General features: G+C 43.8%; 11 protein-coding genes. 1 reads left to right on the top strand and 10 read right to left on the bottom strand.

All coding sequences use genetic code 11. The features are described 5' to 3' along the window. Positions 1–5 precede the first annotated feature (5 nt). From gldA to HY58_RS01050, 6 genes are all read right to left on the bottom strand, one after another. Entirely contained in the window at positions 6–920 is a 915-nt protein-coding gene (gldA, locus tag HY58_RS01025; RefSeq protein WP_039126442.1) for a gliding motility-associated ABC transporter ATP-binding subunit GldA, read from the bottom strand. 17 nt (positions 921–937) lie between these two features. Continuing rightward, positions 938–1,570 (bottom strand): carbonate dehydratase, encoded by a 633-nt coding sequence (can, locus tag HY58_RS01030; RefSeq protein WP_039126445.1) that lies wholly within the window; start codon positions 1,568–1,570, stop codon positions 938–940. Next, positions 1,570–3,150 carry a SulP family inorganic anion transporter gene (locus tag HY58_RS01035; protein WP_039126449.1) on the bottom strand — a complete coding sequence of 527 codons (1,581 nt, stop codon included), beginning with the start codon at positions 3,148–3,150 and terminating at the stop codon, positions 1,570–1,572. The genes can and HY58_RS01035 overlap by 1 nt, the downstream gene beginning before the upstream one ends. A gap of 113 nt (positions 3,151–3,263) precedes the next feature. Beyond that, complete coding sequence (locus HY58_RS01040) at positions 3,264–3,620, bottom strand: hypothetical protein (protein ID WP_039126452.1); 357 nt, start codon at positions 3,618–3,620, stop codon at positions 3,264–3,266. Positions 3,621–3,687: 67 nt separating this feature from the next. Further along, the gene (locus HY58_RS01045) at positions 3,688–3,933 is read right to left on the bottom strand and encodes a DUF6814 family protein (RefSeq protein WP_039126455.1); all 246 of its coding nucleotides are present in this window, start codon (positions 3,931–3,933) and stop codon (positions 3,688–3,690) included. Between the two features lie 12 nt (positions 3,934–3,945). Next, positions 3,946–5,490, bottom strand: coding sequence for an MFS transporter (locus HY58_RS01050; RefSeq protein ID WP_039127736.1), 1,545 nt, complete (start codon positions 5,488–5,490; stop codon positions 3,946–3,948). A gap of 100 nt (positions 5,491–5,590) precedes the next feature. On the opposite strand from HY58_RS01050, the gene acs reads away from it, so the two are divergent. Next, positions 5,591–7,504 carry an acetate--CoA ligase gene (gene acs / locus HY58_RS01055; RefSeq protein WP_039126459.1) on the top strand — a complete coding sequence of 638 codons (1,914 nt, stop codon included), beginning with the start codon at positions 5,591–5,593 and terminating at the stop codon, positions 7,502–7,504. Here acs and HY58_RS01060 read toward each other — a convergent pair whose 3' ends face one another. From HY58_RS01060 to HY58_RS01075, 4 genes are all read right to left on the bottom strand, one after another. After that, entirely contained in the window at positions 7,505–8,776 is a 1,272-nt protein-coding gene (locus HY58_RS01060) for a 1-acyl-sn-glycerol-3-phosphate acyltransferase (protein ID WP_039126462.1), read from the bottom strand. Between the two features lie 87 nt (positions 8,777–8,863). Beyond that, a complete protein-coding gene (locus HY58_RS01065) occupies positions 8,864–10,954 on the bottom strand; it encodes a T9SS type A sorting domain-containing protein (RefSeq protein WP_039126466.1) in 2,091 nt (696 codons plus the stop codon). Between the two features lie 320 nt (positions 10,955–11,274). After that, entirely contained in the window at positions 11,275–11,832 is a 558-nt protein-coding gene (locus tag HY58_RS01070) for a murein L,D-transpeptidase family protein (protein ID WP_039126470.1), read from the bottom strand. A gap of 188 nt (positions 11,833–12,020) precedes the next feature. Beyond that, positions 12,021–12,398: a LysM peptidoglycan-binding domain-containing protein gene (locus HY58_RS01075; protein WP_039126474.1), complete on the bottom strand. Its 378-nt coding sequence runs from the start codon at positions 12,396–12,398 to the stop codon at positions 12,021–12,023. Positions 12,399–12,400: the final 2 nt, after the last annotated feature.

Raw genomic sequence — 12,400 nt, forward strand, 5'->3', positions numbered from 1 at the left:
TTGCTTTAACCTTCATTTCCCGTTAGGGTGCGGAATACTTCCTCAAGACTGTTTTCTCCGCTCTGCAGGCTGATAATATTAAGATTATGCTCAACAGACAACGACAATAATTGCTTTCGGGCCTCATTTATATCCATTGCCCTGATCTGCCATTCAGTTGCCCCCATCTGTTGCAGGTCAATCAGCGTCGTTACTCCCATTTTTATTAATGATGCCTCCACCACCTCACGGAATTGTACCCTTATTACGGGCTTGCTGTTTTGCGACTGAAGTGCAGCGAGGGTATTGTTGGCAATGAGTTGTCCTTTGTTGATGATGATTACCCTGCTGCAAACCGCCTCCACTTCCTGTAATATATGTGAGGAAAATAATACTGTTTTATCACGCCCCAACTCCCTGATCACCTCACGGATTTCCAATATCTGGTTGGGATCAAGACCAGTAGTTGGCTCGTCTAGTATCAGAACTTCCGGATCGTGGATCAGGGCAGCAGCCAATCCAACACGTTGTTTGTATCCCTTTGATAATTGCCCAATCTTCTTATCGCTTTCAGGGGTTAGTCCCACTTTTGCGATTACATCATTGATACGGGTATTCTTATTTTCAACGGAATGTACATCCGCCATAAAATGAAGATACTCCCGAACATACATATCGTAATAAAGCGGATTTGATTCAGGCAGGTATCCGATCTTACACTTGGTGGTAAGCGGGTCTGCCTGCACATCCGTGCCGCAGACCCAGGCCTTTCCACCATCCGGGCGTAGGTAGCCCGTCAGTATCTTCATGGTCGTCGATTTACCAGCACCATTCGGTCCAAGAAATCCAACGATCTCACCCTTGTTAACCGTGAAAGAAATATTATTGACAGCCTTTTGCTGGCCGTATACTTTCAGTAAGGATTCAACTGATATAGACATGCAACAAACCTACTGAATTATAAGTCATCAAACTCATAGATCTCATCAATATGCGTTCCTGCCGGCATCTCAAATACGGGATTGATGAGACCATCCTTAAGTCCATATACCCAACCATGTAAGTGAGGTGCCTGCCGATCTTTCCAGGCCTTTTGGATAATGGATGTTTTAGCTAGATTCCTCACCTGCTCTTCTACGTTAAGTTCTGTCAGGCGGTTACTCCGTTTTTCCTCATCGGCAATTGCGTCGATCTCATCCCGATGGAATCTGTAAACATCCTTGATGTTCATTAGCCATTTATTGATGATGCCAAAATTATGCTTGGTCATTGCAGCCTTTACACCACCGCAACCATAATGGCCACACACAATTACATGTTTCACCTTCAGGTGATTCACAGCATAATCCAGTACCGTCAGCATATTAAGATCTGTATGCACCACCATATTGGCAACATTCCGATGCACAAAAATCTCACCCGGCTGTGTACCGGTGATCTGGTTGGCGGGAACCCTACTGTCACTGCACCCAATCCATAAAAACTCTGGTGTTTGTAAATGCGACAGCCTGTCAAAATATCCAGGATCAGCTGAAACAGTTTCTGCCGCCCATGCTTTGTTCTCTAATAAGAGCCTTTCGTAAGTGTTCATTATGCGCTTGCTTTTAATGGTCCTTCAATATGTGAAAATCCTTGTTCTTTATATGCACTTTTTTTCAACTCTACCTTTATATTCTTTAATGGTGCACTGATGATAAAATCTTCTATGACCTCAACCACATCACGATCCAGGAAATCTGCCCGTGTTGCATCAATGAGTACATAAGCGTTTTCAGGCACCTGTGCCAGTTTGCGTTTTATAATGGGCTTATTCAGGTAACTAACATCCTTGCGTAAACGAAACAGGTAATTGTTCTCATCATTCACAACAAATACTGCCGACCTGAAATTACTTCGCATAACGAAAAATAATCCTACCAGGCAACCGATCATGATCCCAACCAGAAGGTCAGTAAATAAAATGGCCACAATCGTAACAACAAATGGAATGAATTGGTCAAAACCTTTGCGATAAAACTGCTTAAAGATAGCTGGTTTGGCAAGTTTAAAACCCGTATAAATCAATACAGCGGCCAGGGCAGGCAGGGGAATGAGATTGAGCATTTTAGGGATCAATGCAACAGTTAATAAAAGCATCATACCGTGCATGATGGCCGACATTTTCGATTTTGCTCCCGAATGTATGTTTGCAGAAGTCCTTACAATTACCGAGGTCACTGGCAAACCACCAAGTAATCCCGAAACCAGATTTCCCGCACCCTGTGCCTTCAACTCCCGGTTAGTTGGGGTCACACGCTGGTATGGGTCTAATTCGTCAGATGCCTCAATATTCAGCAAAGTCTCAAGGCTGGCCACAATGGCAATGGTTGCAGCAGAGATCCAAACCTGGTAATTTGAGATATAACTGAAATCCGGAAACATAAAGAAGGATAGAAACCCCCCTAATGATTCAGCAACAGGTATGCTTACCAGCGCATGGGCCGGCAGTGCCAGCGAGGGGTTATAGATCATTGCCCATTGGTTGATGCCTATAGCCACCAACACAACTATCAACGGCGCCGGAATGAGCTTAAAGAATTTTGCTTTTTTTGCCAGTATATTATCCCACACTATCTGAATTCCTAAAGAAATAAGTCCAATAGCAATGGCAAGTGGCAGAATATAATTTAAGGCTTTGAAAATTCCAGTGAAGGTATTTGAACCATCCGGCTGGCGAAAACTTTCATCTCCTTCGAAATCGGCATTATACCCCACCAGGTGTGGTAATTGTTTCAGTATTAGGATAAGTCCAATGGCTGCAAGCATGGCCTTAATTACAGCACCTGGAATATAATCGCCCAATATCCCCGCTTTCAGAAAACCAAGGAATACTTGAAAAATCCCCGCCAGCACAACAGCCAGAAGAAATGCTTCAAATGCAGGTAGCTTGCCTATTGCTGCTGCAACAATAGCAGTAAGTCCCGCCGCAGGACCACTCACACTGAGCTGCGATCCGCTAAGGAAACCAATAACTATTCCACCGGCTATGCCCGCTATAAGACCAGAGAATAATGGAGCATTTGAACCGAGGGCGATACCAAGACAAAGTGGAAGTGCCACCAAAAAAACTACAACAGATGCGGGAAAATCAGCACCAAGATTGCTGAAAACGTTGCGTACAGAACGAGCCATAAAAAGGAGTTTATAAATTAGCCAATCATCCGATCCGTCCGTTTGCACATGAAAATGCACAATTCTTACAGATGGGGATAAATGTTATTGCCGGAAAGTAAATATTGAAATTATCAACACTCCGGAGGCTGTACGATCCTCTTTGAATGTAAGGTGGAGAGAATATTCACAGAACGTGGAATATTGTAATGAGATCTGCTTAAACGCTGGCTCAAAAGAAAAGCGTCGAAATCATATAAATGGCCGTTAAAGGATTTGCCATTCTTATGCTCTTCATTTATGTTATTTGAACTGCTCCCGCCTGCTTCCTCTTCAACAGTATTTAGGATCACTGTTTTGTTTTGCTTGGAAGCAAAAGGCAACATGACCAAACTACTACTCAATGCCATCATAAAGAGCACCGCCACGGCACAGAGCAATGCCCTATACCGGTATAATGCCGGGTAAAATGATGAATTGATGTTGGTCATGGCGCGAAATTACTTTAATAACATCAGAATGCTTCCGATTGTTAATGGATTTAACAATCAGTTTTTCTCAGTCTTCAATTTCCTCCGAACTCTCCGGAAGATGGTCATATTCTCCTTTAAGTGCATAAAAACCAAATATTATTAACCCGATCGCAATAGGAAAAAACACAATTACAAAAACACCCCACTGGATCTTTGTATCAATTACTGGTTTGGCGGCTATCTCCGCCAGCGCTGTTCTTATCAGGTAATACATCGAAAACGGGGCCAATGCCACCCATAATATCCCCAGATATCTTTTCAGCAAGTTCATTTTTTTGTTGGTTTAGTCATTAACATTTGGATCAATCCGGTTACTTACATACAACGCTCCAATTACCAGGCAAACAGCCGCGATCGCAATCGGATACCATAACCCTACCAGTTTGTCAGCATAAATTGTTGTGAGCAACGTTGCGATAAACGGTGTCAGCCCGCCAAAAACCCCATTCCCGATATGGTAAGGGAGCGACATGCTGGTATACCTGATCTTGGTTGGAAACAGTTCAACCAGAAAAGCAGCGATAGGCCCATAAACCATGGTTACAAGCAGAACCTGTATAAAAACCAGCAATACGAATTTCCAATAAGTTGATTGGTCAAGCTTCTTTTCCAGGTACCGGATTTCTGTGGCAGTTGTTTGTTCCTGTCCCGAACTAAATAATGTGTCTGAAACCACACTTTTATACCGTATTCCATTAAGGGCTGTTTTATGAACAGTGGTTGTTAGAAGAGAATCAGTACCATTAGATAGCGCCGTTTTTTTAATATTGGAAGCAGTGATTGTTGGAGCTGTCACTTTTTCCAAAGCGGCCACATCACTGAGTAACAGGAATTGTTTATAAATGGGACGATAAGAAAATATGGCTATCAGCATTCCGGCCATCATGATCCATTTTCTCCCAACCCTGTCGCTCCATGACCCGAACACTACGAAAAATGGTGTTGCAAAAAGTATGGCCCAGATAATTATAGTTCGGCTTTGATCAAAATCTATTCTGCATACATTTTCAATAAATGATTGGGCATAGAATTGTCCTGTGTACCAAACTACCCCTTGCCCCATGGTTGCGCCAAAAAGTGCCAGCAATACCATTTTAAGATTAGTACGATGCCCAAAACTTTCCTTCAGCGGATTGGTCGAGAGATTGCCCTCCTCCTTAAGTTTGGCGAACAGTGGCGATTCATTCATTTTCATCCTTATATAAATGGAAACGATCACCAGTACAATCGAAACCAGAAATGGAATCCGCCATCCCCATTCATTGAATTTTCGGATAGACTCCTCCGGGTCGGGGTCAAGACTATGCCGGGTGAGCAGTATCACACCCAACGAAACAAAAAGCCCTAACGTGGCAGTAGTTTGTATCCATGAAGTAAAATATCCCCGGCGGTTCGGGGGTGCATGTTCCGCAACATAAGTGGCCGCACCTCCATATTCACCTCCCAGGGCAAGGCCTTGTAGCAATCGGAGTAATAATACAATGATTGGTGCCGCAAAGCCGATGGTTTCATAGCCTGGTACCAACCCTATGGCAAAGGTTGAACCTCCCATTAATACCAGGGTTAAGAGAAAAGTGTATTTACGACCAATAAGATCTCCTAGCCTCCCAAACACAAGTGCTCCGAATGGTCTGACTATAAATCCAGCCGCAAAGGTTGCCAGCGTGCTCAATAAAGCGGCTGTGGGATTAGTATTTGGAAAAAATTGTGTGGCAATTACTGTTGCAAGGCTTCCGAAAATATAGAAATCATACCATTCAATTAAAGTGCCCACTGATGATGCACCAATCACTTTCCATATGCCGGTTGAAGTACTTGCCTGATTCATTGCTTGCTGCCTATTTACCTTAAACATACTAAATTAGCGAACTGAATTCGTTGCGCCTGAACCTTTTCCTGTTTCAGGAGTGCAACCTAAAACGATACAAATGTCATATCCTTACCAAATCAGGTCACTGGAACAATACAATACTGTCTATAAAAAAAGTGTGGATGACCCCGAAGGTTTCTGGGCCGACATAGCGTCAAATTTTTATTGGCGCAAACGCTGGGATAAGGTGTTGGAATGGAATTTCACCGAACCGAAAATTGAATGGTTCATCGGTGGAAAACTAAACATTACAGAGAATTGTCTCGATAGGCACCTTGGTTCTTTGGGCAATAAACCAGCTATAATATGGGAACCAAATGATCCTGATGAACACCACCGTATCCTCACATACCGGGAACTTCATAATAAGGTTATTCAATTCGCCAATGTCCTTAAAAACAATGGTATCGGTAAAGGCGACAGGGTTTGTATCTACATGGGCATGGTACCCGAACTTGCCATCGCGGTGCTGGCCTGTGCTCGCATCGGAGCCATACATTCCGTGATCTTTGGTGGCTTCAGTGCCCAGTCTATCGCCGACAGGCTTATGGATGCAAATGCGGAATTCGTGATCACATGTGACGGAGCCTTCCGGGGCAATAAATCCATCCCATTAAAAAGTGTAATTGATGATGCCCTCATTCAATGCCGCTTCGTTAAGCGGGTTATCGTACTTACAAGAAATCGCACGCCTGTTTCCATGATAAAAGGAAGGGATGTATGGTGGGAAGATGAGATCCGTAAGGTGGAAACACAGGGTAATCCTGATTGTCCCGCAGAAGAAATGGATGCTGAAGATCCCCTGTTTATTCTATACACCTCCGGCTCTACAGGTAAGCCTAAGGGAGTGGTTCATACCGTTGGTGGCTATATGGTTTACACCGGATATACCTTTGTAAATACATTCCAGTATGAACCTGGCGATATACATTTTTGTACCGCCGATATTGGCTGGATCACCGGGCATAGTTATATTGTTTATGGACCCCTGCTTTCGGGAGCAACAACGCTTTTATTTGAAGGCATCCCCACCTGGCCCGATGCGGGAAGATTCTGGGAGATCGTTGATAAGTATAAAGTAAATGTTTTATACACTGCCCCCACAGCCATACGTTCTTTAATGGGCTTTGGCCTTGGCCCCGTACATGGTAAAAATCTTTCTTCGCTTAAAGTGCTCGGTACTGTTGGCGAACCTATCAATGAAGAAGCCTGGAACTGGTACAATGAAGAGATCGGCAAAGGGCGCTGCCCAATTGTTGATACATGGTGGCAAACCGAAACGGGTGGCGTGCTCATTGGCAATATGGCCGGGGTTACTCCCGCCAAAGCAACATTCGCTACTTTACCAATGCCAGGTGTACAGCCAATATTGCTGGATGAAAATGGAGTGGAAATTACCGGTAATAATGTTAGCGGGAACCTATGTATCAAATTTCCCTGGCCATCTATTTTACGCACAACCTATAATGATCATGAACGCTGCCGCATGAATTACTTTACTGCTTATCCAAATATGTACTTTACCGGCGATGGTTGTTACCGCGATGAATCCGGAAATTACCGCATCACAGGAAGGGTTGATGATGTACTGAATGTGAGCGGTCACCGGATCGGCACAGCTGAAGTAGAGAACGCTATCAATATGCACGCAGGAGTAGTGGAAAGTGCAGTTGTGGGCTACCCCCACGATATTAAGGGCCAGGGTATCTATGCTTTCGTAATTTACCAGAGCAGCCACGGAGATGAGCACCTGAGCCGTCAGGATATAACCCTCACGGTAAGCCGCATCATTGGACCAATAGCAAAACCCGATAAGATCCAGTTTGTATCCGGACTTCCAAAAACCCGAAGTGGTAAGATCATGCGCCGCATACTTCGGAAGATCGCAGAAGGGGAAACAGAAAATCTGGGCGATACTTCAACTTTACTCGACCCTGCGGTGGTAGATGAAATTAAAATTGGGAAGCTTTAATTATTGTTTATCGGGATTACTTTGCGCATTGATCTGCTCCAGTATTTCTTTGCGCAGTCTTTCCATTTCTGAGCGTACTGCTTCTGGTAATCTGCGACCATTTTGCTGCAACCTCCATTGATGGTAATAGCGGAAATAATTCCAGCAATATTGTCCCGTTGCCACCATCACAAACAATAAACCTATTGTTTGCCATCCAGTGAGAATGATAATAGCTGAAACAGCAATGCAAATAAACCATATTACATAAAGCAGCGCAGAACTTACAACAAGAACCCAGGAATAAAAATCAGTTCGTTTTACCTTTTTGTCAGATATCATCCTTGCCAGCAAAAGGGGGAGTGCATTCAGAAACCAGCCAATGGCAGCCGCGGGGAAGCCAAGTAAAAGGGGAGCCTTCGATATTTTTTTTCTGCCTGCCGCAACCACTTCTTCATCAGTGCAATGGTATGCCGCCAATAATTTTTCATATTCCTGTAATGGCAATTGCACATGGTGCATCCATTTCGGCTGTGCTTTGCTGATAGCATATTCTGCCACTATCTGTTGCTCTCCGGAAATATTCAACGCATGTTCAGAGTTCCGCCATATGGTGAGGCATGAAAATAGTTGAGGCGAATGCCCGGCCATGGCATCTATAGCAATCTCCCTTACAGCATTTTCTGCATCCCTTGTTAACTGCCTTATGCCAATAGCCCTATGCTCATTATAATTTTCCAGATGGTTTTTTACAGATATGGGTTCCGCTGCCTGCACCCACACGGAACTGAAAATTGCAGTGGGGTGACTATAATTTATAGCTATTGGAACAACCTGAATATCAAGCCCGGGTTTCCGCGATACAGCCTGCAGGGCAATTCTGAATGCTCCTTTACGGAAGGAGAGAAGATGATAATCGGTATGGCTGTTACCCTCCGGAAAAAATAATACGAGGGCACCTTCGTGAAGAAGCGTTATTGCTTTTTCGAAACTCGCATCGTTAGCAGTTAATGTATCTCGCCCGCCTTCATGATGGTGCACCGGATGCATATGCAGTGCTTTAAGGATGCTGTTCACAACTGGATTCATGAAAACATCACCTCGTGCAAAAAAATGAATCGGCCTTTTCAATAATACACCCAGTAAGGCAGCGTCCATTAGTGAGGATGGGTGGTTAGAAATCAAAATTGCAGCATCTTTCAAAGCTATATGATGCATGTTCCGCAACATCGAATGCCGGTAAAACATTCCAAGGGCAGATCTCATCAACATTTTAACCAGGCGGTACAGCATATTCGGATAATGGGTAAAAATAGGGGAATCTCCCAAAAAAAAGGACCGCCCTTGCGGACGGTCCATCGTATAATTTAGAAGATCTGATTATTGCACAAGGAAAGGCATTGTTTGCTTTTCACCATTCAGGTAAGTGCTTACAAAATATGATCCCTTCTGTAATGATGAAATATTGACTTTGCTTCTTCCGTCAGCACCAAATGTCACCTGGTCCTGGTAAACAATTCCACCCACAGCATTGAAGATGGTGACATTCACTTTCTTGTTGGTCCAGCTGCTATTTTCCAAGGTTAATGGAATATTGCCCGCAGCCGGGTTCGGGAACAGACGGAGTCCTCTCACCGACGGACTGCTGCTTGAAACCCTGATCACATCACTGTAAGAAATTTTTCCATCGCGATCTGTTTGCTTGATACGATAATGTCCTGTTCCAGACAATGGTCTCGGATCCACAAAATTGTAAACTGAAGTAGTTGATGCATTGCCTTTTCCTTTCACCGTACCAATCGCACTGTAATTAATTCCATCGGATGAACGCTCCACAGTGAACATATCATTGTTCTGTTCAAGGGATGTGCTCCAGTTTAATTCTACCGCTGCATTAAAATAACGACCGGTAAAGCTCAGCCAACGTACAGGAAGCGGGTTCGCAATTGGATTGTTTGTGCCGAGTGTATAGATTCCGGAAATGAAGTTAACTGGTCCGATTGAACGACGGAAATTAACTGGTGAACCCGTAAACACGCCACCTGTTGCTTCCCAATAGCTTGTCAAAGGTGGTATCCATGCCATAACTGCCAGGTTATTCGGCGCTGTTATACCACAGCTTCTGGCATTATCAAAACTTAACCAGATTACTGGGTCAGCAGTACCAGCCGTACGTTGCATGTTCCAGTATTCGCATTCGCTAACCTTGAAATTATTGGCAATGGCAAAAGGAGATAAACTTGTATGTGGATACCCTGCCAGGTCTGGGTTCACACGGAAATATTGAGCAACATGTGTAACCGAACTGGCAAAAGGACTTTCAAAAGCGGTTCCACCACTAATTGAAATACCCCCCCAGAATCCTGCATCGCCAACGGGGAATGTAAATCCGGATATTCCTGATTTCTGAACCGGACCATCAACATAACTTGAATTTGATTGACCAATGGCAGTTACACCATCTGTGAATATCATCAGATTGGTCTGCGTTGTATTAACCACTCCACTGGTAAAAGTTACTGTCTGACCTAACTGGTCAAATAAAACCGGACTATTTAATGTAACTGTACCTATGGGATTCCCTGATTTGTTAAAGAGAATATTTCCATTCCAGGTGCCCTGTACGGCTGCATTAAAAGTGACCGTTTGGTTAGTATTGCCTGCAAATTCAAGTTGGGCATTTGACGGTAAGAATCCTGCACCGGCAACAATATTTCCTATAGCTCTTATTTTGCCAACAGTACTTCCAACCCCCAGACCGTTAACTCTTCCATTTTGAAGTGTTAGTGTGCCTCGAACCTGCATTACATCACTAAAAGAAATTAGTGTTTCATCACTTCCAGGGGCAATATTGTTTATAGTAACATTATAAAGATTGATTCCTGTAGTACCTGAACCATTACCAATAACCAATGCAGGCGTTGCACGCTCATTGTTGAAAATGACAGTGCTTCCTGTTTGTCCAACCACAGGTGTGTTTGCTTGAAGAATGGCACCATTGTCGAAATCTACTATGAGGCTTCCGTTTAATGTGGTGGTAGAACTATTGCCAAGTTGGATAATTCCACCTGTCATGTTAATGTCCCCCGATACATTAAGGGTACCTTGAACCTGCATTATTCCGCTGCTCATAACTATAGAAGAAAGAAGGCCGGTGGAAAGAAAGCCGGTAAGATTTTTATTTCCATTTCCGGTTAAGACTATAATGCCTTCAAATCCGGCAATCCTAATACCCTGGAAAGTTTGTCCCCCGTTAATTGTGACAAGAGAACTGAATCCATTGGATGCAATGTCAAAAACTGCGACATCGTTGGCTCCCGGGGAGCCCGCACCACCAGGACCGCCTGGGGTTAATGACCAGTTTCCGTTCTGTTGGAAGTTATCATTATTCCCTACCCAATACTTATCAGCAGCTTTGGCTGTGGTTAGGGTTACGAATAAAAATAAGGTTAAGTGTACAAGTTTTCTCATGGTAGAGTAATTGATTTAATTCAATGGTGGTTTTTGAAAACAAAGAGGTAGATTCCTCAAAGGATTGGACAGGTTCGGTTGTTTTCGAAAAGGAAGATGGATCAATTACCCTGGTGGAAGTATTGTAGTGGGAGTACCATACGCCCTCATAAGCAAAACAAAAATAGCCATATTTGTGATATTGCTATAATAATGTCAATAATTTTCGGCTAACCAACGTTTTTTAAAATCAAATGGGATTATCACTACTCCTTTAAGTAGTAATAATCCCATTGCAGGAGTCTTTTCTTGGTTTATGTATTGATCGCGCCTTTGCTCGGCTATTTCCTGATGGTTACCCTTGTGCCTACAGGGATCATTTCATATAGCTCGATCATTTCACTTCGTTTCAGACTTACACAGCCATTTGTCCAGTTCTGGAAATAATCGACCGCCATATCATCCCGCTGCCAGGTACCATGAATGCCTATCCCATTTCCAATTCCCTTTTTGGGCGGAATCAGGCCTTTGGCTTTTCTTTCATTGTATTTGGCTTTGTCAGCGGCAGTGGGATAATCGATCAGCATGATCTGTCCCCATTTCTCATGGGGGCGCTTGGAAATGATTTTGTAATCGCCTTCAGGGGTCTTCCGGTCGCCTTCCCACATTTTATCTCCCAGTGTTTTTTCACCAAAAACCACTGGATAAGTGGCATACCATCCCTCATCATCAAAAATGCTGAGTTCATAGTCTGATTTGTCAATGAGGATTCTTGCGGTACCATTTAATTCACTGTTTAAGCGATTGTACCGGATTTTCCGGATGTTGTGGCCGGAAAAGGACATTAGTCCAACGGCAAAAAGAAGCACCATGGATACGGATACTCGTGACAGCTGCATAGGTTTTCAATTTTAAAAGTAGCTTCAACGGTTAGGGTACCCCAAAAACGCTGCCAGAGACTAATTTATTTTCAGTGTGGAAAAACTTTGATTAATGTTAACAAAAGCGCCCCGGAAATACCGGGGCGCTCACTACCTTTCCGCGCACTACCTGTCTGACTTATGTCCTGACAAACGTCAGACGGGTATTATTTGCGGGGGATCTTCAATTCCCATCCTGGCTGGATTAGATCAGGGTTTTTGATCCTGTCCGTATTGGCTTCGTAAATTTCCTTCCAGCTGATGCCGGGATATTTCTGCGCAATTTTACTCAGACTATCTCCACTTCGTACCGTGTAAGTTTCCTCAGCACCTTCCGCAACAGAAAGATTCATCACCAGATCAGAATCGCGGAAGTCAGGGTTAAGGGTTTCATACAGATCCCAAAGCTCCTGCTTTGCCGAACTGCTCGGAGCCGTGCCATCTATATATAATACACCTTCCTGCTCGCGAACCTGAAGGTCGCTGATGCCTTTTGCCGTAGCTGCATCAACAAGCGCTTTATATTTACTTTCCTGTAATGCCATGA

It is taken from the genome of Flavihumibacter sp. ZG627, from assembly GCF_000814325.1.
GTDB lineage: Bacteria > Bacteroidota > Bacteroidia > Chitinophagales > Chitinophagaceae > Flavihumibacter.

Excerpts from the sequence above, each read along its gene's own strand:
- can (WP_039126445.1), bottom strand. The coding sequence starts at position 1,570 with ATGAACACTTACGAAAGGCTCTTATTAGAGAACAAAGCATGGGCGGCA.
- HY58_RS01060 (WP_039126462.1), bottom strand. The coding sequence starts at position 8,776 with ATGCTGTACCGCCTGGTTAAAATGTTGATGAGATCTGCCCTTGGAATG.
- HY58_RS01070 (WP_039126470.1), bottom strand. The coding sequence starts at position 11,832 with ATGCAGCTGTCACGAGTATCCGTATCCATGGTGCTTCTTTTTGCCGTT.
- HY58_RS01045 (WP_039126455.1), bottom strand. The coding sequence starts at position 3,933 with ATGAACTTGCTGAAAAGATATCTGGGGATATTATGGGTGGCATTGGCC.
- HY58_RS01065 (WP_039126466.1), bottom strand. The coding sequence starts at position 10,954 with ATGAGAAAACTTGTACACTTAACCTTATTTTTATTCGTAACCCTAACC.
- HY58_RS01035 (WP_039126449.1), bottom strand. The coding sequence starts at position 3,150 with ATGGCTCGTTCTGTACGCAACGTTTTCAGCAATCTTGGTGCTGATTTT.
- HY58_RS01075 (WP_039126474.1), bottom strand. The coding sequence starts at position 12,398 with ATGGCATTACAGGAAAGTAAATATAAAGCGCTTGTTGATGCAGCTACG.
- HY58_RS01050 (WP_039127736.1), bottom strand. The coding sequence starts at position 5,490 with ATGAATCAGGCAAGTACTTCAACCGGCATATGGAAAGTGATTGGTGCA.
- HY58_RS01040 (WP_039126452.1), bottom strand. The coding sequence starts at position 3,620 with ATGACCAACATCAATTCATCATTTTACCCGGCATTATACCGGTATAGG.
- acs (WP_039126459.1), top strand. The coding sequence starts at position 5,591 with ATGTCATATCCTTACCAAATCAGGTCACTGGAACAATACAATACTGTC.
- gldA (WP_039126442.1), bottom strand. The coding sequence starts at position 920 with ATGTCTATATCAGTTGAATCCTTACTGAAAGTATACGGCCAGCAAAAG.